The following is a 21708-nucleotide window of genomic DNA, read 5'->3' as shown; positions in this document are numbered from 1 at the left end:
ACGCTTCCGTGCGCCCCCGTCGCGCCGTCGCACTAGGGTGCCGGACGTCCGGAAAGCGCCCGCCCGTACTTCCGCCGCTGCTCGGGCGGTTGATCGTCTCTGTGCCGTCTGCCCGGTCCTGCCCCGGTGGTTGCATGCACCACGGGTGAACGGCGGGCGAAACCGGCTGTACACGCCAGCGACCGTTGCGATCCGGCGCGGGCTCGTGCATGCTCCCGAAAACGCCGTATACGGGGCCTGATCGACCTGGGCAGGAGAGGAGTGCAGCCGTACCCTTGGGGGTATGGGCCGGGGAAGACGATTCCCGGACACTGAGGTCCGGCGTTCTTTCCGCCCCCGTCCCGTACGCTGTGCGTGCGGAGTCTTACTCCTGGTAACCACAGTGCATCCCGGAACCCTTCGCATCCCGACCCTCGCCCCTCAGAACGAGGAACTTCTTAGCCGAGACTTCGATGGCCGGTCACGAACTCCCTGAACCCGCGGACCGCAAGCGGCAGCTCGCCGACCACTCCGGTGAGCCCCTGCCGAGGGCGGATCCACGCCATGCCTGCGACCCCGCCTTCCGGCACGGAGTCGTCGTCGGATTCGACGGCTCGACCTCCAGTGAGCGCGCCCTCGCCTATGCGATCGGAATGGCGCAGCGCTCGGGCTCCGGGCTGATCATCGTCCATGTCGCCAACAGACTGCCCACGACGGTCTGGGCGGGCTGCGAGCCCCCGGTCTTCGTGGACGTCCCCGACCACCGCACCGAGGTGCTCGGCCTCGAACTCGCCTGCGCGGACTACCTGTCCGAGGTCCCCTGGATCCTGGTCGAGCGCGGCGGCGACATCTGCCACGAACTCGAGGAAGTGGGCCGGGAGTACGAGGCCGACGCCATCGTGGTCGGCTCCACCCACGGCCTGGTGGGCCGCCTGTTCGGCTCGGTGGCCGGGCGTCTGACCCGCAAGGCACAGCGGCCCGTCGTCACCATCCCCTGACGTCATCGCCTGACGTCATCGCCTGACGTCATCGCCTGACGTCGGCCCGCCCGTAACCGCCTCCGACGGATGCCGAAGGGGCCGGGGCCCCGAAGGGACTCCCGGCCCTCGGCGGCTCCCGGCCCCGGCTCTCAACTCCCGCCCCGGCGCACGGACTTGCCGTGCGCCGAAGGCCGGGGACCAGTGGCCGCGCCGACTACTCGACGGTCACCGACTTCGCCAGGTTGCGCGGCTTGTCGATGTCCCGGCCGAGGGCGAGGGCCGTGTGGTACGCGAGGAGCTGGAGCGGGATGCCCATCAGGATCGGGTCCAGCTCGTCCTCGTTCTTCGGCACGACCACCGTACGGTCGGCCTTCTCCTGCTTCTGGTGCGCGACGGCGAGGATCCGGCCGCTACGGGCCTTGATCTCCTCCAGGGCGGCACGGTTCTTCTCCAGGAGGTCGTCGTCGGGCACGATCGCGACCGTCGGCAGCGCGGGCTCGATCAGCGCGAGCGGTCCGTGCTTCAGCTCGGAGGCGGGGTAGGCCTCGGCGTGGATGTACGAGACCTCCTTCAGCTTGAGCGAGGCCTCGCGCGCGACGGGGTAGCCGCGGACCCGGCCGATGAACATCATCGAGCGGGCCTCGGCGTACTCGGCCGCCAGCTCCTTGATCTCGGCCTCCTGCTCCAGGATCTCGGCGATCTGCCCGGGCAGCCTGCGCAGGCCCTCGATGATCCGGCGGCCGTCGGACACCGAGAGGTCGCGGGTGCGGCCCAGGTGCAGGGCGAGCAGCGCGAAGGCGACCGTGGTGTTGGTGAAGCACTTCGTGGACACCACGCAGACCTCGGGGCCCGCGTGCACGTACACCCCGCCGTCGGCCTCGCGCGCGATCGCCGAGCCGACCACGTTGACCACACCGAGGACCCGCGCGCCCTTGCGCTTGAGCTCCTGGACGGCGGCGAGCACGTCGTAGGTCTCACCGGACTGGGAGACCGCGATGTAGAGGGTGTCCGGGTCGACGACCGGGTTGCGGTAGCGGAACTCCGAGGCCGGTTCGGCGTCCGCGGGGATGCGGGCCAGCTCCTCGATCATCTGCGCGCCGATCAGGCCCGCGTGGTACGAGGTGCCGCAGCCGAGGATCTTCACCCGGCGCACCGCGCGCGCCTCCCGCGCGTCCAGGTTGAGCCCGCCCAGGCGCACCGTGGAGAAGCGGTCGTCGATGCGGCCGCGCAGGACGCGGTCCACCGCGTCGGCCTGCTCGAAGATCTCCTTGTGCATATAGGTGTCGTGGCCGCCCATGTCGTACGACTCGGCCTCCCACTCCACCATGGTCGGCGCCGCCGTGGTGCGGGTGCCCTCGGTGGTGTAGGTGCGGAAGTCGTCCGCCTTGAGGGTGGCCATCTCGCCGTCGTCGAGGGTGACGACCTGGCGGGTGTGGGTGACGAGCGCGGCGACGTCGGAGGCGACGAACATCTCCTTCTCGCCGATGCCGAGGACGACCGGGGAGCCGTTGCGGGCGACCACGATCCGGTCCGGGAAGTCGGCGTGCAGGACGGCGATGCCGTAGGTGCCCTCGATCAGGCGCAGCGCCTCGCGGACGCGGTCCTCCAGCTTCTCGGCGTCCGAGCGCGCGATCAGGTGGGTGAGCACCTCGGTGTCGGTCTCGGAGGCGAACTCGAAGCCCTCGGCGATGAGCTTGGCGCGCAGCTCGGCGGCGTTGTCGATGATGCCGTTGTGGACGACGGCGACCTTGCCCTCGCGGTCCAGGTGCGGGTGCGCGTTCTCGTCGGACGGGGCGCCGTGGGTGGCCCAGCGGGTGTGGGCGATACCGGTGGTGCCGGCGAAGCGCTTGGGGATACGGGCCTCCAGGTCCCGTACCCGGCCCTTGGCCTTGATCATCTTGAGCCCGGCCGACTTCGGTCCGGTGATCACGACTCCGGCGGAGTCGTAGCCGCGGTACTCCAGTCGCTGCAGACCTTCGAGCAGCAGCGGCGCGACATCGCGTCGGCCGATGTATCCCACAATTCCGCACATGGTTTTCGGGCTCCCCTTGCCGGTAGTACGTAGGGCTGTTCGCGGGTGGCGGCCCGGTCAGCCGTAGACGATGCGGCGCAGCTGCCTCAGCGTGAACTGGGGCGGCGCGACCGCGCGGTATCCGAGATCCGCCTCGATCCGTTCGAAGATCTCCGCGTTGACAAGGCCCTGGCCCTGCAGTTCGCGGTGGCGGCGACGGACGAAGTCCTCGGCCGTCTCGTCGAAGTACGCGAGCACATCCTGGATCACCCGCAGCGACTCACCGCGGTTCAGCGGCGTGCTGCGGGTCAGATGATCGACAAGGTCCTCGTGCACGGATCGATCCTGGGGGAGACGGAGGGGTTTCGCAAATATCCTGCCCGAATCCGGGCACAGAATTCGGCCGAGGCGGGGTGGAATTCGACGTTCCGGCCGAAGGGGGCGTGCGGGCGAGGGTGTGCGGGCGGGGGTGTGCGCGCTCGACGTGGGGTGGTTTTGGTGCATTTCGGGTTGTTCGTTCCGGGAGGCCTCGCGCCTCTGCGCCCGCACGCTGCCGCGCCCGCTGCTCGGCCACCCCCTGCATCCGCTACATCCCCTGCATCCGCTACATCCGCGCGAGTACCGCCCGCTTGGCCGCCGCGAACTCCTCGTCGGTGAGCACTCCCTCGCGGTGCAGTTCACCGAGTTCGCGCAGCCGCCGCAGCAGCGTGTCGTGGTCCTCGGCGGGCACCGCCGCGGGCGCGGGGGCGGGCGTGGCCCCGGCCGGTGCGGGCGCCGCCGGATGGGGGAGCCGGGCCTGTACCGCGGCGGCGACGAGCGCCATCAGCGGGTCCTTCTTGAAGCCCCAGAGTTCCACCGAGTGCGGGTCGTACTTGGCGGGTGCCTTGGTCCCGCCCGTGCGCGGCTGGAACCGCAGGTGGCCGTTCTCCAGGCCGCCGGCCGGAACCCACTGGACCCCGGTGAGATCGGCCAGCGCCAGCGTGTGGGTGCCCGAGGCGGCCTTGGACTCCTCCGTCTTCCAGTTCCACTCCAGGCGCACCCGCTCGCCGTCGAAGTGCGCGGTGCCGTCCCCGGCCGAGACGGATATCGGCACCGCGGGCCCCGGCAGCAGATACCTGTCGGTGCCGCCCTCCGGCACCTCGTCCAGGAGCAGGGCCCGGCGCACCTCGTCCACCAGATACTCGGCCACCCCGGCGCGGTCCGCCTCGACGGTCAGCCGGTACGGGTCCGAGGCCTCGGGCAGTTTGCCGCCCGCCACCTGGAGCAGCGGGTCGGCGCCCTCGCGCAGCCGGAGTCTGAGCCGTCCGGACTTCTTGCCCGGCTCGAACGAGATGCCCGCCAACGCGTCGAGCGGGACGGCGAGTTCACCGAGCGTGCTGCGCAGCAGCGAGACGCTCTTGTCCCGGCCGGGCACGATGCGCAGGGTTTCGCCGTCGAAGGTCCAGGTGCCGTCGCGCTGGATGATCTCTGCCATACGGCGATTCTCGCACCGTCGCCGCGCGCTCCGAGGCCCCAATCGTATGCAGTGGTCTTGACCAATTGCCGTACGGCCGATACTCATGTGGCCACCCGCTGTTCCCCACCCCCAGATGCTCCTGCCGAAGGGACCGTTTGTGAGACAGCACCTCTCAACCCATCGCCGCAAGCGCCGAGTTATCGGTGCGCTGCTGCTCGCCCCGGCTCTCGCCTGCGTCCTCGCGGCGGCCGCCCTGCCCTCGCACTCCGCCGCCGGCTCCGCCCGCGCAGCGGCCGAGCCCCGCCCGCTGGGTCAGGTGATCCCGGCGCCCTCCTCGGTCGAGCCGGGCGGCAAGCCGTACCGCCTCACCGACCGGACCCCGATCCGGGTGAGTGGTGGCGAGGACGCCGAGAGCGTCGGCGGCTACCTCGCCGGACTGCTGCGCCCGGCCACCGGCTACGCGCTCCCGCTCACCGAACGCGACGGCCGGGACGGCATCCGGCTGCGGCTCGCCCCCGCCGAGGCCCAACTCGGTGACGAGGGCTACCGGTTGAGCAGCAAGCCCGGCTCGGTCACCATCACCGCCCGCAAGGCGGCCGGGCTCTTCCACGGCGTGCAGACCCTGCGTCAACTGCTGCCGACGGCCGTGGAGCAGCGCTCCGAGCAGCCCGGCCCGTGGCTGGTGGCGGGCGGCAGCATCGAGGACGTGCCGCGCTACGCGCACCGCGGCCTGATGCTCGACGTCTCACGCCACTTCTTCACTCCCGACCAGGTCAAGCGCCTCATCGACCAGGCCGCCCTCTACAAGATCAACAAACTGCATCTGCACCTGTCCGACGACCAGGGCTGGCGGATCGCGATCGACTCCTGGCCGCGCCTGGCCGAGTACGGCGGCTCCACCCAGGTCGGCGGCGGCAAGGGCGGCTACTACACCAAGGACCAGTACAAGGACCTGGTGAACTACGCGGCCTCCCGGCAGATGGACGTCGTCCCCGAGATCGACCTGCCCGGCCACACCAACGCCGCCCTCGCCTCCTACGCCGAGCTGAACTGCGACGGCGTCGCGCCTCCGCTGTACACCGGCACCGAGGTCGGCTTCAGCTCGCTGTGCGTGAACAAGGACGTGACCTACGACTTCGTGGACGACGTGATCCGCGAGATCGCCGAGCTCACGCCCGGGGACACCATCCACATCGGCGGTGACGAGGCGCACTCCACCAGCCACGAGGACTACGTCGCCTTCATGAAGAAGGTGCAGCCGGTGGTCGCCAAGTACGGCAAGAAGGTGCTGGGCTGGCACCAGTTGGCGGGTGCCGAGCCGGCGCCGGGCGCGACCCTCCAGTACTGGGGCTACGACGCCACGAAGCCGGAGGAGCGCCAGCAGGTGGTGGACGCGGCGAAGAGGGGCGCCAAGGTGATCCTCTCCCCGGCCGACCGCGCCTACCTCGACATGAAGTACACCAAGGACACCCCGCTCGGCCTGTCCTGGGCGGGCTATGTCGAGGTGCAGCGCTCCTACGACTGGGACCCGGGCAACTACCTCCAGGGCCTGCCGCCCGAGTCGGTCGCCGGGGTCGAGGCGCCGGTGTGGACGGAGACCCTGTCCACCTCCGCGCACCTGGACTACATGGTCTTCCCGCGCCTGCCCGGTATCGCCGAGCTGGGCTGGTCCCCGGCCTCCGCGCACGACTGGGAGAGCTACCGCGAGCGCCTCGCCGCCGAGGCCCCGCGCTGGGACTCCCTCGGTATCGGCTACTACAAGTCGCCGCAGGTGGACTGGCCGCAGGGCTGACGCCACGAGCAACGCCCAACAGCGGCAAGGGAGTTCGGGAGCTACGCAGTTCCCGAAGTACCTGTGACAAGCCTGAAGTACCCGCGACAAGAGGGACGCCCCGGAGGACCGTATCTCCGGGGCGTCCCGTTCTTGGGCCGCCGTGGCCGGGCCACGACGGTGCCGGTGGACCGTCGGACTCAGACGGCCGCCAGCGGGTTCTTGAGGTTGCCGACCAGTTGGAGCGCGCCCGCCGGATCGGACAGATCGACCATCTGCTTGTTGTCCCGGAGCTGGAGCCGGTTCAGGCAGGACAGCGTGAACACGGGCGCGAAGAGGTCGAACTTCTCGAATTTGGCGGCGAGTTCGGGCACCGACTCCTGATACGTACGGATGCACTCGGCGACCGCGGCCCAGAACTCCCGTTCGCCCATGACCTCTTCGGCGGCGAGGTCCGCCGCCAGGAACCGGAAGAAGCAGTCGAAGACATCGGTGAAGAGGGACAGGAGCTGTTTGTCCTCGGGCACGTCCACCTTGATCCGGTCGACGCCCGGCGGGAGTTGGGTCGCCGGGTCCATCACCGCGATCTCCTCGGCGATGTCCTTGAACACGGCCCGCCGCACCGCCCCGTCCTTGAGGACGAGGATGACGTTCTCGCCGTGCGGCATGTAGACGAGCCCGTACTTGTAGAAGCTGTGCAGCAGCGGGGTCAGGTAGGCGTGCAGATAGCCGCGCAGCCACTCGGCGGGTGTCAGTCCCGACTGTGAGATCAGGGCGGCGGCAAGGGAGTTGCCGTCCCGGTCGGTGTGCAGCAGAGCGGCCATGGTGGCGAGGCTCTCGCCCTCGCCGAGGGCCGGTACGGGGCTCTCGCGCCACAGCGCGGCGAGCATCTTGCGGTACGGCGAGTAGCGGTCGGTGGCGGCCTCGTACTCCTTGTGGCGGTAGCCGACGGCGGCGCGTTCACGGATCACGGACAGGCCGGTGTCCCGCAACACCGGGTCGGTGGCGACGAGTTCGGCGAGCCAGTCGTTGATGGCGGGCGTGGCCTCCATGTAGGCGGCCGAAAGTCCGCGCATAAAGCCCATGTTGAGCACGGAGAGCGCCGTTTTCACATAGTGCTTCGAGGAGTCGGAGGTGTTGAAGAAGGTACGGATCGACTGCTGGGCGAGATAGGCGTCGGGGCCCTCGCCGAGGCAGACCAGGCGCCGTTCGGCGATCTCGGCGGCGAAGGTGACGGTGAGCTTGTTCCACCACTGCCAGGGGTGCACCGGGATCAACAGGTAGTCGGCCGGGTCCAGTTGGCGCTCGCGCAGTCGCGCCGCGAAGCTCTCGCGGGTCGCGTCGTCGAGTTCGGCGTCGAGCAGCGCGTCGTAGTCGAGGCCCGCGCCGCAGGTGAACGTGGTGCGGTCGCGGTGCGCGGCCAGCCAGAGCAGCCGGACGGGGCTGGCCGCCTCGGGCGCGTACGCGTGGTACTCGTGGCCGCCGAAGCCGAGGCGGCCGTTGTTGGCGACGAAGCAGGGGTGGCCCTCGGTCATCCCGGTCTCGATGGCCTGGAAGCCGGAGCGGGCGAGTTCGGCGGCGCTCAGCGCCGGTTTGCCGAGTTTGTAGCAGATGCCCGCCAGGGTCGCGGAGACCTCCTCCAGGTACACCGGCAGGATGGCCTCGCCGAGCCCCAGGGTGTCGCGCAGCTCGATGAAGAAGTCCAGTGCGGCGAGCGGGAGTTGACCGCCGTCCTCGGTACGGGTGCGGGTAAGGGAGTCGGCGTCGATCCGCCAGTGGTCCAGCTCGAAGACACGGGCGCCGAACCGGTAGCGCACGCTCTTGTCGTCGCTCACCACCGTGTACGTACCGTCCCGTTCCGGCGCGGGCCACAGCAGCCGCTCGTGACTGAACTCGGCGAGCGCCTTGCGGATCAGGAGCCGGTTGGCCCGCGCCCAGTGCGCGGGGGTGAGGTGTTCCACGGCGTCCGGGGGGCAAGGGGCGGGCGCGGCGGGGGAGTGGGGGGTGGTGGTCTGCGTCATACGGCGGCTCCTCGCGCGGCCTCGAACCGCGCACGGGTGCAGAAGCTCAGCAGGGCACGCTTCTCGGGCTTGTCGATCTCACGGGCGGGCACGAAGCCGACGACTTCGTTGAGCGTGTGCACGGCCTTGTTGCGCACGTCGGGCTCGACCACCACCCGGCGCACGGCAGGGTCGGCGAACAGGAACTCCATCACCGTGGTGATCACCGCCCGGGTGAAACCGGGGACATGGCGTTCGGAGGGCGCGGTGAGGAAGTGCATGCCGATATCGCCCTGTTGGGGCTCGTACAGGCCCTTCAGCTCGACGTGCCCGGGGTCGTAGCGCTCCACCAGGAAGGCGGGCACGCCCTCGAAGTAGCCGAGGTAGGCGTCGTGGTGGGGGTGCGCGGCGATACCGAGGTACTCGCGCTCGACCTCCTCCAGGCGCAGGTGCTGCATCAGCCAGAAACCGGCCTTGTCGTGGGTGACCCAGGAGTGCAGCAGCGTGGAGTGGATCAGCGGGTCGAGCCGTCCGACCGAGAAGGTGCCCGTGGCGGGGAAGTGCGTGTGGTGCAGGAACTCGCTCATGCCGTGCCTCCCGGGGCGCCGAACTCCTGGAAGGCGATGGACTTTTCGACCGGATGGACCTCGCGGCCGAGGATCTCCCGCAGGATGCAGGAGTTGCGGTACGCGCCCATCCCGAGGTCCGGACTGGTGACGCTGTGCGTGTGCACGGCGGCGTTCTGCAGGAAGACGCCCGCACCGGTGACGTCGACGGCGTAGTTGCGCGCCACGTCGAAGCGTCCGCTGGAGTCGAAGCGCAGTCTCTCCCGCACGGGTTCGAGGAACTCCGGGACCCGGTACTCGTAGCCGGTGGCGAGGACGAGCCCCTCGGTGCTCAGCTCGAAGTCCCGCTCCTGCTCCTGCTGGCGCAGTCCCAGGGTGTACGTACCGCTCACTTCGTCGTAACTGGCCGACCGGAGCGCGGAGTTGGTGAGCAGTCGGGTCGGCACCGGGCCGCTGAGGCTCTTGCGGTAGAGCAGTTCGTGGATCTCGTCGATCAGCGCCCCGTCGATCCCCTTGAACAGCGGCTTCTGCTGCTTCTCCAGGCGGTGCCGGGTGGCTTCGGGCAGGGCGTGGAAGTAGTCGGCGTACTCCGGGGAGGTCATCTCCAGGGTCAGCTTGGTGTAGTCGAGCGGGAAGAAGCGCGGGGAGCGGGTCACCCAGTCGAGGCGGTAGCCGTGGGTGTCGATGCCGCCGAGCAGGTCGTGGTAGATCTCGGCGGCGGACTGGCCGCTGCCCACGATCGTGATCGACTTCTTGCCGAGCAGCTTCTCGCGGTGGTCGAGGTAGCGCGAGTTGTGCAGGACGTCGCCGCCGAGATCCGCGCACGCCTCGGGGACGTACGGGGGAGTGCCGGTGCCGAGGACCAGGCGCGGCGCCCGGTAGCTCTGGCCGCTCGCGGTGCGCACCGTGTAGAGCTTGTCGGCCTCCTGGTAAGTCACCTCGGCGACCGGGGAGTTGAAGCGCACGTTGGTCAACTGCCCGGCGGCCCAACGGCAGTAGTCGTTGTACTCGGTGCGCAGCGGATAGAAGTTCTCGCGGATGTAGAAGGCGTACAACCGCCCCGACTGCTTGAGGTAGTTGAGGAAGGAGTACGGCGAGGTCGGGTCCGCGAGGGTGACCAGGTCGGACAGGAAGGGCGTCTGGAGGTGCGCGCCCTCCAGGAACATCCCGGAGTGCCAGTCGAAGCCGGGCTTGGACTCCAGGAAGACCCCGTCGAGTTCGTCGAGCGGTTCGGTGAGGCAGGCGAGGCCGAGGTTGAAGGGGCCGAGTCCGATGCCTATGAAGTCGTGCCGCCCCGGCCGGGCGGAGGTCTCAGGAAGCGCGGTCAAGGTTCTTCTCTCCCAGGTACTGCTCGGCGTGGCCGGCGATCAGATCGAGTACGGCGGCCAGGTCGGCGACCGTGGTCTCGGGGTTGAGCAGGGTGAACTTGAGGTAGTGGCGGCCGTCCACCCGGGTGCCCGCGACGACGGCGTCCCCGGAGGCGAACAGGGCGGCGCGGGCGTGCAGATTGGCGCGGTCGATGTCGGCGGGGTCACCGGCCTCGGCCGGGATGTAGCGGAAGACCAGGGTGGACAGCCGCGGCTCGACGACCACGTCGTAGCGCGGGTCGGCGGCGAGCATCCGCCAGCCCTCGTGGGCGAGCGCGCACACCTCGTCGAAGAGCTCGCCCACACCGTCGGCACCCATCACGCGCAGCGTCAGCCACAGCTTCAGCGCGTCGAAGCGGCGGGTGGTCTGCAGCGATTTGTCGACCTGGTTGGGGATACGGGCCTCGGCCATCCGGCGCGGGTTGAGGTAGTCGGCGTGGTAGGTCGCGTGCCGCAGGGCGCTCGCGTCCCGGACCAGGACGGCGCTCGAACTCACCGGCTGGAAGAAGGACTTGTGGTAGTCGACGGTGACCGAGTCGGCGTACTCGATGCCGTCGAGCAGGTGCCGGTTCTTGTTCGAGACCAGTAGCCCGCAGCCGTAGGCGGCGTCGACGTGCAGCCACACCCGGTGGTTGGCGCAGAGTGCGGCGATCTCCGGCAGCGGGTCGATGGAGCCGAAGTCGGTGGTGCCCGCGGTGGCGACGACGGCCATCGGCACCAGGCCCTGAGCGGCGCAGCGCTGGAGTTCCCGGGCGAGGGCCAGGGTGCGCATCCGCCGGTCGCTGTCGCAGGGAATGGCGACCACCGCCTCGCGGTCGAGCCCGAGCAGTTTCGCCGACTTCTGCACGCTGAAGTGCCCGGCCTCGGAGACGAAGACGCGCAGTTTCGACGGGTCCGTGTGCCCGGCCGCCGCGGCTTCCTCGCGGGCAAGGAGCAGCGCCTGGAGGTTGGACTGGCTGCCGCCGGAGGTGAACACCCCGTCGGCGGTGGACCCGAGGCCGATGCGCCGGGCGGTCCAGTCGACAAGCCGCCGCTCGATCAGGGTGCCGCCGGCCGACTGGTCCCAGGTGTCGAGCGAGGAGTTCACCGCCGACAGGACGGCCTCGCCGATCACCGCGGGGATGACCACCGGGCAGTTGAGGTGGGCGAGGTAGCGGGGGTGGTGGAAGTAGACGGCGTCCCGCAGGTACAGCTCCTCCAGCTCGTCGAGGGCGGCGGAGGTGTCGTGCAGCGGGCTGTCCAGGTCGACCGCCTCGACCAGGGGCGCGAGCGCGTCCACCGTGACTCCGGTGAACGGCCGCTTGGTGGCGGTGAGTTTGGCGGCCACTCGTTCGATGCTCTCGGTCGCGTGGCGTCGGTAGCGCTCCGCGGTCGTGTCGTTGAGCAGGTGCGAACGCATGAACGGTCCTCCGGTCGAGGGGACTTGGCGGCACCCGTCGAAAAGGACGGGGAAGGGCCGCGGGAATGAACTTAGGTTAGCCTAACCTAAGTTCAATCTGCAAAGGTTTCGGCCGGGACGGCACCGCGATGTGGGCCGGCGCACGCCGGGCATCCGCCCGGACACGGCGAAACTGGGCCGAACCGTTCCGCCTCCGTGGCGCCGACCGGTGCCCGCGGCGGCGGTCCCGCCTTGGACGCCCTTGCGTTGCGGCCCCACCTCCGAGCTGTTTCCGTGTGAGGGAAGCCGCTGCGCGGGGGCGAAGGCTGCCGCGGCACACAGCCCTGCGCCCGGCAGGGACGGCGCTCAGGAGGCTGCTCGGCATGTCGCTCTCCCCCTTCGGCTCCTACGGATCCTCGGATCCCTTCGGTGATCTGCTCAGCCGCTTCTTCGGCACCTCGCCCCAGTCCTCGCCGCCCGCGGTGCAGCGCGTACCGATCGGACGGCTGCTGACCCAGTCGGCGCAGGAGCTGATCGCGACCGCCTCGCAGCGGGCCACGGCCGACGGCAGCATGGACCTGGACACCGAGCACCTGCTGTGGGCCTGCACCCACAACGAGGCCGCCCGTGGCCTGCTCGAAGAGGCGGGCGCCGACCCGGACCGGCTCGCCGAGGACATCGCCGGGGCCCTGCCCGGCGAGGGGCCGCAGACCTCCGCGAGCCCGGACCTCACCCCGGCGGCCAAGCGGGCGCTGCTGCGCGCGCACGCCCTCTCGCAGGCCTCGGACAGCACCTACATCGGCCCCGAGCACATCCTGCTCGCGCTCGCCGCCGACGAGGACTCGGCCGCCGCGAAGCTGCTGCGCGCGCACGGCGTGGAGACCCGGGGCCTGCTGCGCGCCGGGAGCGAGCAGGGCGAGGTGCGCGAGTCCGCCCGCGCCGAGAGCCGTACGCCCACCCTCGACCAGTACGGACGCGACCTCACCGACGAGGCGCGGGCCGGCTCCCTGGACGTGGTGGTCGGCCGGGCCGAGGAGATCGAGCAGACCGTCGAGGTGCTGTCCCGGCGCACCAAGAACAACCCCGTCCTGATCGGCGAACCCGGCGTCGGCAAGACCGCGATCGTGGAGGGCCTGGCCCAGCGCATCGTCTCCGGCGACGTACCGCAGTCCCTGGAGGGCAAGCGCGTGGTCCAGCTCGACCTGAGCGCCATGGTCGCCGGGTCCAAGTACCGCGGGGAGTTCGAGGAGCGCCTGAAGAACGTCATCGACGAGGTGAAGGCGGCCGCCGACGCGACGGTCCTGTTCATCGACGAGCTGCACACCGTGGTGGGCGCGGGCAGCGGCGGCGAGGGCGCGATGGACGCCGGGAACATCCTCAAACCGGCCCTGGCCCGGGGCGAGTTGCACGTGGTCGGTGCCACCACCCTGGACGAGTACCGGCGCTACGTGGAGAAGGACGCCGCCCTGGAGCGCCGCTTCCAGCCGGTCGTGGTGCCCGAGCCCACGGTCGCCGAGACCGTACAGATCCTCCAGGGCCTGTGCGACTCCTACGAGGCGCACCACCAGGTCCGCTACAGCGACGAGGCCCTGGGCGCCGCGGCCGAGCTGTCCGACCGGTACGTCACCGACCGGTTCCTGCCGGACAAGGCGATCGACCTGATGGACACCGCGGGCGCCCGGGTACGGCTGCGCTCGCTCGGCAAGTCGACCGAGGCGGTGGCCAAGGAGGACGCGCTGACCCGGCTGACCCGCGAGAAGGACGAGGCCGTAGCGCACGAGGACTTCGAGAGGGCGCAGGCTCTCAAGGACGAAATCGCCCGCGCCGAGGCGGAGTTGGCGGCGATCGCCGAACGGCGCGAGGGCGTCATGAAGGTCACCGTCGACGACATCGCGGACGTCCTTTCCCGGCGCACCGGCATCCCCGTCGCCCAGCTCACCGAGGGCGAGAAACAGCGCCTGATGAAGCTGGAGGAGGCGCTGCACGGCCGGGTCGTCGGCCAGGACGAGGCCGTGGTCGCGATCAGTGAGGCGGTCCGCCGCTCACGGGCCGGAATGGGCGACCCGGATCGCCCCGTCGGCTCCTTCCTCTTCCTCGGCCCCACCGGCGTCGGAAAGACCGAACTCGCCAAGGCACTGGCCGAGTTGCTGTTCGGCGACGAGAACCGGCTGATCCGCTTCGACATGAGCGAGTTCCAGGAGAAGCACACCGTCTCCCGCCTCGTCGGCGCCCCGCCCGGATACGTGGGCCACGAGGAGGCGGGCCAGCTCACCGAGAAGGTCCGCCGCCAGCCCTACAGCGTGGTGCTCTTCGACGAGGTGGAGAAGGCGCACCCCGACGTCTTCAACGCACTGCTCCAGGTACTGGACGACGGACGGCTGACCGACGGGCAGGGCCGCACCGTCGACTTCCGCAACACCATCGTCGTGATGACCTCCAACGTCGGCGCCCAGCGCATCCTGGCGCACCGCGGCGACGTCTCGCAGATCAAGGACGAGCTGATGGCGGACCTGCACCAGCGCTTCCGCCCCGAATTCCTCAACCGGATCGACGAGACGGTCGTCTTCCACGGCCTCGGCGCCGACGAACTCACCGAGATCGTCGACCTGTTGCTCGACCACAGCAGGCGCCGCGTACGCGCCCAGGACATGGACCTGGAGATCACCGACGCGGCCAGGAAACTCCTCGTCGCACACGGCCACCAGCCCGAGTTCGGCGCCCGCCCGCTGCGCAGGACCGTACAGACGGAACTGGACAACCGCATCGCCTCGCTGATCATCTCGGGCGAGGCCGGACCCGGGGACACCCTCGTCGCCGACGTACGCGACAACTCCCTTGTGTGTACGGTGCGTCAGGCGTCCGGCGCCTACACGTCCGGCGCCAAGGCCGGAGCGGAGGCGGCCGCCGCGTCGGCGAAGGAAGCCGGAACCGCCGCCGACCGGGCATGATGACGGCGCATGGCGACGGTGCATGACCGGGCGGTCCGGGGGCAGACACCACCGGGCGGCACCCGGACCGGATGCCAACGAGAGGTCCTGGTCGTAACGGCTCGCGGACACATGTTCCGGGACGCCGTGCACGGCCGGACGGGAATCCGGGGCGGAGGTGGCTCGGGTGGGTGGTTCCACCAGTACGCGGCAGAGCGCGCGCGGCACGGCGCGGATACTGGCGCGCTGTGCGCTGCTCGCGGTGGCGGCCGGATTCGTCGTCCTGGTCCTCGCCCTGGTCGAGGTCGGCCCCGCGGTCTTCCTGACCGGGCTCGGCGGAATCGTCGTCTCGGCCGTCGGCCTGTGGTGGCTGCTCGCCAGGCGCGGACTGCTCCGGCTGCTCGGCGCGCTCCTCGCCGTCGGCGCGCCCGCGGGCGTACTGGTCCACTACATCCGCGAAGGCGTCTGGGACAACGCGCTGGTCGCCCTCGCCCTGTACGGCGTGGCCCTGGTCTTCGGCCGGTCCGCCCTGCGCGCCACCGGCAAGTCCTATGTGATGCGCGGCAAATTCGGCGCGCCCCCGCGCCGGGCCTTCCTGATCATGAACCCGAAGTCGGGCGACGGAAAGGTCGGCCACTTCGACCTGGTGGAACGAGCCCAACAGCTCGGTGCCGAAGTGCACTTGCTCGACACCCAGAGCGCGACCGACGTGGAGGAACTGGCCCGGCAGGCCGCCGAGAACGGGGCCGACCTGCTCGGCGTCGCGGGCGGCGACGGCACCCAGGCACTGGTCGCGGGCGTGGCCGCCGAGTACGGACTGCCGTTCCTGGTGATCTCCGCCGGAACACGCAACCACTTCGCCATGGACCTCGGCCTGGACCGCGCGGACCCGGCCACCTGCCTCGACGCCCTGACCGACGGCGAGGAACTCCGCGTCGACCTGGGCACGGTCAGCGGCCGGGCCTTCGTCAACACCGTGTCCTTCGGGGCGTACGCCGATATCGTCCAGCGCCCCGAGTACCGCGAGGCCAAGACCGGAACCGCGCTCAGCCTGCTGCCCGATCTGCTGGGGGAGGAGGGCCCGCGCCTGGAAGCCAGGGCCGGGGACCGGCACCTCACCGGCCAGCAGGCGATCCTCGTCAGCAACAACCCCTACGCCGCGCCCGACGTCCTCGCCACCAGCATGCGCGCCCGACTCGACCGCGGAAAGCTCGGCGTGATCGCGGTCCGGGTGGAGGGCGCCGCCCGGGCGGCCGAACTCGCCGTATGGGGCAGGCGCTCGGAGGGCCTCAACTTCCTCACCGCGCGCGCGGTGGAGGTCACCGCCGAGTCCGACACCATGCCGGTCGCGGTGGACGGCGAGGCACTGATCCTGCCCTCGCCCGTGGTCTGCACCGTCCGCCGCCGCGCCCTGCGCGTCCTGGTCCCCCGCTCCCGGCCGGGCACCAAGGCACCCAGCTCGCCCCTGAACTGGCGGTGGATCGCGGCACTCGCTCTGGGACGTGTCCGGTGAGGGGCCGGTGGGGGGAGCGCGGCAGCGGTGAGGCGTCCGATGGCGCTCGGGGTTCCGGCGAGGGTTCCTCGGCGGGGCCTCCGGGCGAGGGCCGCTCCACGGGTCCGGGCGAGGGCCCTTCTACCGGTGGTCCGGGTGAGGGTCCCTCGGCGGATCCGGGCAAGGGTTTCTCTACGGGTCCCGGCGCGCGCACCCGTGCCCTGCGGAGTACGGTCGCCGCCGCGCTGCACGACCTGCGCACGGTCGACGGTGCCGTGTACGCGGCTGTCGCCGCCACCCCAACACCTGCCCTGGACAAGGCACTTCGGCGGTTGTCCATGGCGGCCGACCACTCCAAGATCTCGCTCACCCTGGCCGCGACGCTCGCCATCACCCCCGGCCGCCCGCGCAGGGCGGCGCTCGCGGGAGTCGCGGCGATCGCGGTGGCCTCCGCCGCGGCCAACCTGGTCGGCAAGCGCGTGATCCCCAGGCGCCGCCCCGACCGCGAGGCGGCCCGGGTGGCCGTGGACCGGCACGTACCCATGCCGACTTCGGCCTCGTTCCCCTCCGGGCACACCGCCTCGGCCGTAGCCTTCGCCACCGCCACCGGAGGCGTCCTGCCCGTGGTCGCGGTGCCGCTCGGCCTCCTGGCGGGGGCCGTGGGGTACTCCCGGGTCCACACCGGCGTGCACTACCCGGGGGATGTGGTCGCGGGCGCGGTCCTCGGCATCGCGAGCGCCTCCATGGTGCTGGGGGCAGGGAGCTCGTGGGGCGTGGGCGGGACCTCAGTGGAGCGTGATCTGCCCCGTCCGTAGGGCCTCGTGGTTCGCGAAGAGGGCGTCCAGGTGCACGGTGCGGGTGAGTTCGGCCGTCCATTTGGTGTGGGGCTGGTCCGGGTGCTGGGCGGAGCGGCAGATGCGTGCGCGGGAGCACTGGGTGAGGATCCAGCGGGCCAGGGTGATGGTGGTGGGGGTGTTGGCGTACATGGTCGCGGCGAGTTGCCACAGTCGCTCGCCCGGCACTGTGTTGGGCTCGGCGACGCACACGATGGCGATGTCACCGAGTCCGCGTGAGTCGCTGGACTGGGTCGTGTAGGCGACGGTCAGTTCCTCCAGGGGGAACAGGGTGAGGCGGCTGATGGCTGAGACCGTTTCCGCAGGGGGCATTGGCGCCTCCGGTCCTGTGGATGGGTGTGGGTCGTCAGGGGGCGGCGGCCCACGCCCGGGGGAGGGTGGACGACCAGCTACTCGCTGCCGCCGCAGCCTCCGCCGTCTCCGCAGCAGGCGGGCGGGTTGCAGTCGGCGGCCGTGCCCCACAGGTCCGGGTCCACGGTGAATCCGGCCTCGCGGATCGCGTCGACGGTGGCCCGCATCCGGGCGCCGTCGAACAACTGCGGTACGGGGAAGGGGTTGTGGTGGATGAACCGGCCGAACCGCTCCTGACACCAGTCGGCGTACTCACGGGTGTGCAGCATGAAGGCGTGCCAGCCGGGGTCCACGGCCTTGGAGGGCGACAGCTGCTCGTCGCGCATGGCCGACATGTGCAGGAAGGCCAGCGCCTGGTCCACTACGCGTTCGGCGCGCTCGGTGGTGATCTTCTCTTCGTTCGCCACGAAGGTGGCGAGGCGGGTGAACAGCCCGGGCTCGATGAGGTCCCGGCCCTGGCGGGATTCGGTGGCAAGAGCGGGCATGGAAGGCTCCTTCGCGTGAGCGTGCTGGCCACGGTCGGTTGCTTGTGACGTCGTGCCGAGAACCACGGCGAAGACGGCAACGGTCTCTGGCTTGTCGTCCCGACTGACGCTAAGGACGTGCGTCCACCACTTTCCAGCGATGTTCACGAATGTTCGCAGTCAGGGGTGGCCATTGCTGTTGTCTGCTTTGGGGCTTGACCAGTCAGCCTTCAGGGGTCGAGATTGTGCACATCCATGTACGCCGCGAGCGCTGGAGGCTGCGATGCCACTACGGTTCATCGGAATTGATCCCAGTACCGGGCAGGGCGAAAGCCCAACCGTCTGGGTCGACGAGAGCAAGCGCGAGCTGGTCATCCAGGGCTGGAGGCCCGACGCGGAGACCGAGGCGGAGTGCGCGCAGTTCACGGTGCCCGGTCATGCGGTGGGCATCCCCGACCACGAGACGGTGGTCCGCATTCCGGTCCGCATGGTGCCGATCTTGAGGGAGGCGTGTGATGCCGCAGAACGTGCCTAGCTACGCCGAACTACTCGACGGTGCGCAGGAGTCGGCCGTTCACCTGGAGATGCGGGATGTGTACGGAGTCGCCGGTGAATCCGACGGCTTCGCCCGGTGGCTGGCGAGCGGGGAAGTCGATGCCGACCCGGACTCCGCGTACTGGGCACCATGGTCGGAACTCATCCGCCGTACGAGAGCCCGAGGCGTCTCGGTGCGGCGGGCCCGTATTGTTTCCGAGCCGGTGAGTGAGTACATCCGGTACGAGCACGCCGGAACTCTCGTCAATGTGGCTGTCGGTGAACAGGTGCGATGGCTGCCTCGCCGTCAGGCCAGCGACATCGCCCTCCCGGGCAACGACTTCTGGCTGATTGACGGGCGCCTCATCCGCTGGAACCACTTCACCGGCGCAGGAGCCAGCGCACCCGGGGAGATCAGCGAAGCCCCGGCGGCGGCCCGGCTGTGTGCCACAGCCTTCGAGTCGGTGTGGACCCGGGCGATTCCGCACGACGAGTACAAGATCAGCTAGAGCGAAGGGTTCAGTCGCAGCGCATGGCCACCTCCCCGTCCTCATCGGCCCAGGACGCCCGAGACCGCGTCGCACGACGGATGCGTGACCTCCGCGCTGACGCCGGTCTGACCGGCTCGGAGTTGGCCGCACTCTGCGGCTGGACCCACCCCAAGACGTCACGTCTGGAGAATGCGCGCACACCACCCACCCCCGACGACATCCGCCGCTGGTGCCAGGCGTGCGGTGCCGAGGGCCAGGCCGAGGACATTATTGCCCAGTCCCGGGACGCCGAGTCCGCGTACCTGGAGTGGCGACGGCAAGTGCGCGCGGGCCTGAAGCGGCTTCAGAACAGCTACGTCGACCTGTACCGGGCGACCGAGTTGTTCCGGATCTACTCGCCGACCCTGGTCCCCGGTCTTCTCCAGACGGAAGGTTACGCACGCGGCGTACTGTCCGGTGTCGCCGAGTTGCTGGAGATCCCCAATGACGCGGACCAGGCGGCAGCCGCACGCTTGGAGCGATCGAAGATCGTGCATGAGCCGGGGCACCGGTTCGTCATGGTCATCGAAGAGAGCGTCCTGCACTACCAGTTGGCAGATGCCGAGGCCATGGCCGCACAGCTCGGCTATCTCCTTACTGCGGGCGCCTTGCCCTCGGTCTCGCTCGGCATAATTCCCAAGGCCACGCGCCAGCGGGCCTTGTGGCCGCAAGAGCTGTTCCACATCTACGACGATCAGATGGTGTCCGTGGAGCTGATGTCCGCCAGAGTGCGGGTGACGCAGCCCTCCGAAGTCGCCATGTACGTGAGGGCGTTTGAGCAGCTGCGCCACATGGCTGTCTATGGCGCGGAAGCCAGGGCGCTGGTCCTGCACGCGATCGAGTCTCTGCGCTGACGCGCAGGCCCCCTACTCCTCCCCCACCTCACGCAACTGCTCCTCACTCAGCCCCCGCCGCCAGTACCCCACAAAGGTGACCCGGCGCCGGTCGATCGCCCGCTCGCGGACCAGATGACGCCGCAGTTCCTTGATGCTGCCCGACTCACCGGCGATCCAGGCGTACGGAGCGTCGGCGGGAGCCAACTCGGCGGCGCGTACGGCCTCGTGGGCCGGGGGAGCGCCCTCGGTACGTACCAGCCAGGTCAGTTCCGCACCGGCGGGAGCCGTCAACGGCAGCCGGTCGCCGGGGTGTTCGACCTCCAGGAAGGCGTGCACGCGGGTGTCCTCGGGGAGTTGGCCGAGGATGGCCGCGGCGGCGGGCAGGGCGGTCTCGTCCGCGTAGAGCAGGACCAGGTCGGTGTCCGCGGGCGGGCGGAAGCGAACGGCGGTGTTGTCGGCGGCGGTTGGGCCGAGGACGAGCACCTGGTCTCCCGGGAGCGCGCGGGCGGCCCAGCGGGAGGCCGGTCCGCCGTCGCCGTGCAGGGCGAAGTCGATGTCGATCTCGCCGGGCCCGTCCGGCTCCCGGCGCTGCTCGCGCACCGTGTACGAGCGCATCACCGCCCGTACCGTGTCCGGCAGTTCGCGCCACGCCTGCCACCAGCCCTCGCCCTCCTCCACCGGCACCTCGGGCCGTGACTGGCCCGGCTGCGGCAGGAACAGCGAGACCGACTGGTCCCGGCCGCCGGAGGCGAAGCCGGTCAGCGACTCGCCGCCGAAGGTCACCCGGAGCAGCGACTCGCTCAGCCGCCGGGTGCGCAGCACATGCAGCGCGAAGAAGTCGAAGGCGCGGACGGGGGCTTGGGCTGCGGTCGGCATCGCGGCTCCTTCGCGGCGAGGTCGGTGAGTGTCGGCGGGTGACGGGTGCGGGACGCGTACGTACCGGAGCGGTGCGGGAAAAGGTGCCGGGCCGGTTACGCGGGGAGGCGTCCGGCCCGACGGTAGGACGGGGCCGGGCGCGCCACACCGCACCCGGCCCCGGGACTCAGGAGACCTTCTTCGCCGTCTCGATGGCCTTGGCGAGGTCCTCCAGGATCGGGGCGACCTTGCCGTACGAGTAGATCGGCTCGGTGACGCGCGGGACGACCTGACCGGCCTTGACGGCGGGCAGCTTGTTCCAGGTGGGCTTGGCCTTGGTGAGGGCGTCGGGCTGGAGGGCGGAGGTGCGGTTGTCCATCAGGAGCACGTCGGCCGGGTACTTGTCGACGTTCTCCCAGCTCAGGTTCTCGAACCAGCCGCCGCTCGCCTTCTTCGCGGACTCCGACGGCTCGACGATGTTCACACCGAGCGACGTGAAGTACTCCAGGTCGGCGGAGAGGTTGGAGCCGGAGACGTAGAAGATCTCCTGGCTGGCGGAGCCGACGAGGACCTTGATCTCCGGGCGGGCCTTGGCCGCCTTGCGCAGCCGGGCCGCCGCCGCCTCGAAGCGCTTCTTGGCGTCGGTGACCTGCTTGGCCTTGACGTCCGCGCCGAGCGAGGCAGCCAGTTCGAGCATGCGCTGGAGCGGTGCGGTGAGCTGCCGGTCGTAGACGCTGATGCCGACGCTGTCGGCGAGGCCGAGGATCTGCTTCTCGGACTCCTCGGGCACGTACCAGAGGGTGCCGGAGCCGTCGAACATGGTGGAGATCAGCAGGTCGGGCGAGAGGGCCGCGTACTCCTCGACGTTGAACTGACCCCACTCGTTGCCGAGGACGGTCAGCTTGTCGACGTCGAGGTCACCGGCCTGTACGTCCGCCTTGCCGCCCTGCGTTTTGGTCGGCCCGAACACGGCCTTGACCTTGATGCCGTAGTCGAAGAGGGCCGCCGCGACACCGGTGAAGGCGACGATGTTCGTGGGCACGGCGTCCTTCTTGACCGCCTTCTTGCGGTCGTCGGTGAAGGTCCAGGGGCCCTTCTTGGCGCTCTTGCCGCCGCTGTCGGTGCCGCCCGGCTTGCCGCTGTCCGCCTTTTTCTCCTCGCTCTCCCCGCAGGCGGCCAGCAGGCCGGTGAGACCGAGGGCGCCGCCCACGGCGAGCACGCTGCGGCGTGAGGTCAGAGCTCCGGTGGTCCGGGAGGAGAGAGGCGATGAGGGCATGGGAGAGCTCTTTCGTGAGGCGCGGCGGGGCCGCTCCGACAATGCGTTGTTAGGTTAACCTAACCTAAGTTGTTGTCCAGG

The 21708-nt window shown here is 70.2% G+C and carries 19 protein-coding genes; 8 read left to right on the top strand and 11 right to left on the bottom strand.

All coding sequences use genetic code 11. The features are described from left to right. Positions 1-452 precede the first annotated feature (452 nt). Positions 453-977, top strand: a complete 525-nt coding sequence (locus tag HUT18_RS09820) for a universal stress protein (protein ID WP_176099630.1) — start codon at positions 453-455, stop codon at positions 975-977. Positions 978-1173: 196 nt separating this feature from the next. Here HUT18_RS09820 and glmS read toward each other — a convergent pair whose 3' ends face one another. The 3 genes from glmS to HUT18_RS09805 form a co-directional block, all read right to left on the bottom strand. Beyond that, complete coding sequence (glmS, locus tag HUT18_RS09815; protein WP_176099628.1) at positions 1174-2991, bottom strand: glutamine--fructose-6-phosphate transaminase (isomerizing); 1818 nt, start codon at positions 2989-2991, stop codon at positions 1174-1176. Between the two features lie 57 nt (positions 2992-3048). Further along, positions 3049-3306 carry a hypothetical protein gene (locus HUT18_RS09810; RefSeq protein WP_176099626.1) on the bottom strand — a complete coding sequence of 86 codons (258 nt, stop codon included), beginning with the start codon at positions 3304-3306 and terminating at the stop codon, positions 3049-3051. Positions 3307-3574: 268 nt separating this feature from the next. Further along, a complete protein-coding gene (locus HUT18_RS09805) occupies positions 3575-4444 on the bottom strand; it encodes a DUF4429 domain-containing protein (RefSeq protein ID WP_176099625.1) in 870 nt (289 codons plus the stop codon). Between the two features lie 115 nt (positions 4445-4559). On the opposite strand from HUT18_RS09805, the gene HUT18_RS09800 reads away from it, so the two are divergent. After that, the gene (locus HUT18_RS09800; protein WP_176099623.1) at positions 4560-6218 is read left to right on the top strand and encodes a beta-N-acetylhexosaminidase; all 1659 of its coding nucleotides are present in this window, start codon (positions 4560-4562) and stop codon (positions 6216-6218) included. Between the two features lie 179 nt (positions 6219-6397). Here HUT18_RS09800 and HUT18_RS09795 read toward each other — a convergent pair whose 3' ends face one another. The 4 genes from HUT18_RS09795 to HUT18_RS09780 are packed head-to-tail and all read right to left on the bottom strand — an operon-like array spanning position 6398 to position 11529. Beyond that, entirely contained in the window at positions 6398-8218 is a 1821-nt protein-coding gene (locus HUT18_RS09795) for an IucA/IucC family siderophore biosynthesis protein (protein ID WP_176099622.1), read from the bottom strand. Continuing rightward, entirely contained in the window at positions 8215-8784 is a 570-nt protein-coding gene (locus HUT18_RS09790) for a GNAT family N-acetyltransferase (protein WP_176099620.1), read from the bottom strand. Before HUT18_RS09790 ends, HUT18_RS09795 begins: the two co-directional genes overlap by 4 nt. Beyond that, positions 8781-10091 carry a lysine N(6)-hydroxylase/L-ornithine N(5)-oxygenase family protein gene (locus HUT18_RS09785; RefSeq protein WP_176099618.1) on the bottom strand — a complete coding sequence of 437 codons (1311 nt, stop codon included), beginning with the start codon at positions 10089-10091 and terminating at the stop codon, positions 8781-8783. Before HUT18_RS09785 ends, HUT18_RS09790 begins: the two co-directional genes overlap by 4 nt. Further along, positions 10075-11529 (bottom strand): aspartate aminotransferase family protein, encoded by a 1455-nt coding sequence (locus tag HUT18_RS09780; protein ID WP_176099616.1) that lies wholly within the window; start codon positions 11527-11529, stop codon positions 10075-10077. The genes HUT18_RS09785 and HUT18_RS09780 overlap by 17 nt, the downstream gene beginning before the upstream one ends. 362 nt (positions 11530-11891) lie before the next feature. Here HUT18_RS09780 and HUT18_RS09775 point away from each other — a divergent pair, with 362 nt between their 5' ends. From HUT18_RS09775 to HUT18_RS09765, 3 genes are all read left to right on the top strand, one after another. Further along, positions 11892-14456, top strand: coding sequence for an ATP-dependent Clp protease ATP-binding subunit (locus tag HUT18_RS09775; RefSeq protein ID WP_176099614.1), 2565 nt, complete (start codon positions 11892-11894; stop codon positions 14454-14456). Between the two features lie 166 nt (positions 14457-14622). Further along, positions 14623-15948: a diacylglycerol kinase family protein gene (locus tag HUT18_RS09770; RefSeq protein ID WP_176099612.1), complete on the top strand. Its 1326-nt coding sequence runs from the start codon at positions 14623-14625 to the stop codon at positions 15946-15948. Between the two features lie 200 nt (positions 15949-16148). Further along, complete coding sequence (locus HUT18_RS09765) at positions 16149-16742, top strand: phosphatase PAP2 family protein (protein ID WP_176104400.1); 594 nt, start codon at positions 16149-16151, stop codon at positions 16740-16742. Here the strand turns inward: HUT18_RS09765 and HUT18_RS09760 are convergent. Both HUT18_RS09760 and HUT18_RS09755 read right to left on the bottom strand, forming a co-directional pair. After that, on the bottom strand, positions 16713-17093 hold the full coding sequence (locus HUT18_RS09760; protein ID WP_176099610.1) for a hypothetical protein: 381 nt from the start codon (positions 17091-17093) through the stop codon (positions 16713-16715). The genes HUT18_RS09765 and HUT18_RS09760 overlap by 30 nt on opposite strands. A 77-nt stretch (positions 17094-17170) precedes the next feature. Then, positions 17171-17617, bottom strand: a complete 447-nt coding sequence (locus tag HUT18_RS09755) for a hypothetical protein (protein ID WP_176099608.1) — start codon at positions 17615-17617, stop codon at positions 17171-17173. A gap of 262 nt (positions 17618-17879) precedes the next feature. On the opposite strand from HUT18_RS09755, the gene HUT18_RS09750 reads away from it, so the two are divergent. Genes HUT18_RS09750 through HUT18_RS09740 form a run of 3 tightly spaced genes read left to right on the top strand, consistent with a single transcriptional unit; the run spans position 17880 to position 19514 of the window. Next, positions 17880-18131 carry a hypothetical protein gene (locus HUT18_RS09750; RefSeq protein ID WP_176099607.1) on the top strand — a complete coding sequence of 84 codons (252 nt, stop codon included), beginning with the start codon at positions 17880-17882 and terminating at the stop codon, positions 18129-18131. Beyond that, complete coding sequence (locus HUT18_RS09745; RefSeq protein ID WP_176099605.1) at positions 18112-18639, top strand: DUF6879 family protein; 528 nt, start codon at positions 18112-18114, stop codon at positions 18637-18639. Before HUT18_RS09750 ends, HUT18_RS09745 begins: the two co-directional genes overlap by 20 nt. 23 nt (positions 18640-18662) lie before the next feature. Further along, entirely contained in the window at positions 18663-19514 is an 852-nt protein-coding gene (locus HUT18_RS09740; RefSeq protein WP_176099603.1) for a helix-turn-helix transcriptional regulator, read from the top strand. A 12-nt stretch (positions 19515-19526) separates the two neighbouring features. Here HUT18_RS09740 and HUT18_RS09735 read toward each other — a convergent pair whose 3' ends face one another. Both HUT18_RS09735 and HUT18_RS09730 read right to left on the bottom strand, forming a co-directional pair. After that, positions 19527-20372 (bottom strand): siderophore-interacting protein, encoded by an 846-nt coding sequence (locus HUT18_RS09735; protein WP_176099602.1) that lies wholly within the window; start codon positions 20370-20372, stop codon positions 19527-19529. A gap of 166 nt (positions 20373-20538) precedes the next feature. After that, on the bottom strand, positions 20539-21627 hold the full coding sequence (locus HUT18_RS09730) for an ABC transporter substrate-binding protein (protein ID WP_176099600.1): 1089 nt from the start codon (positions 21625-21627) through the stop codon (positions 20539-20541). Positions 21628-21708: the final 81 nt, after the last annotated feature.

The sequence above is a fragment of the Streptomyces sp. NA04227 genome (assembly GCF_013364195.1).
In the GTDB taxonomy this organism is placed as follows: Bacteria; Actinomycetota; Actinomycetes; order Streptomycetales; family Streptomycetaceae; genus Streptomyces.
Note: the sequence above shows the minus strand (reverse complement) of the source record. Positions and strands in the feature narration are given on the sequence as shown.

Excerpts from the sequence above, each read along its gene's own strand:
- HUT18_RS09820 (WP_176099630.1), top strand. The coding sequence starts at position 453 with ATGGCCGGTCACGAACTCCCTGAACCCGCGGACCGCAAGCGGCAGCTC.
- glmS (WP_176099628.1), bottom strand. The coding sequence starts at position 2,991 with ATGTGCGGAATTGTGGGATACATCGGCCGACGCGATGTCGCGCCGCTG.
- HUT18_RS09805 (WP_176099625.1), bottom strand. The coding sequence starts at position 4,444 with ATGGCAGAGATCATCCAGCGCGACGGCACCTGGACCTTCGACGGCGAA.
- HUT18_RS09800 (WP_176099623.1), top strand. The coding sequence starts at position 4,560 with ATGCTCCTGCCGAAGGGACCGTTTGTGAGACAGCACCTCTCAACCCAT.
- HUT18_RS09795 (WP_176099622.1), bottom strand. The coding sequence starts at position 8,218 with ATGACGCAGACCACCACCCCCCACTCCCCCGCCGCGCCCGCCCCTTGC.
- HUT18_RS09790 (WP_176099620.1), bottom strand. The coding sequence starts at position 8,784 with ATGAGCGAGTTCCTGCACCACACGCACTTCCCCGCCACGGGCACCTTC.
- HUT18_RS09780 (WP_176099616.1), bottom strand. The coding sequence starts at position 11,529 with ATGCGTTCGCACCTGCTCAACGACACGACCGCGGAGCGCTACCGACGC.
- HUT18_RS09775 (WP_176099614.1), top strand. The coding sequence starts at position 11,892 with ATGTCGCTCTCCCCCTTCGGCTCCTACGGATCCTCGGATCCCTTCGGT.
- HUT18_RS09760 (WP_176099610.1), bottom strand. The coding sequence starts at position 17,093 with ATGCCCCCTGCGGAAACGGTCTCAGCCATCAGCCGCCTCACCCTGTTC.
- HUT18_RS09755 (WP_176099608.1), bottom strand. The coding sequence starts at position 17,617 with ATGCCCGCTCTTGCCACCGAATCCCGCCAGGGCCGGGACCTCATCGAG.
- HUT18_RS09750 (WP_176099607.1), top strand. The coding sequence starts at position 17,880 with ATGCCACTACGGTTCATCGGAATTGATCCCAGTACCGGGCAGGGCGAA.
- HUT18_RS09745 (WP_176099605.1), top strand. The coding sequence starts at position 18,112 with ATGCCGCAGAACGTGCCTAGCTACGCCGAACTACTCGACGGTGCGCAG.
- HUT18_RS09740 (WP_176099603.1), top strand. The coding sequence starts at position 18,663 with ATGGCCACCTCCCCGTCCTCATCGGCCCAGGACGCCCGAGACCGCGTC.
- HUT18_RS09735 (WP_176099602.1), bottom strand. The coding sequence starts at position 20,372 with ATGCCGACCGCAGCCCAAGCCCCCGTCCGCGCCTTCGACTTCTTCGCG.
- HUT18_RS09730 (WP_176099600.1), bottom strand. The coding sequence starts at position 21,627 with ATGCCCTCATCGCCTCTCTCCTCCCGGACCACCGGAGCTCTGACCTCA.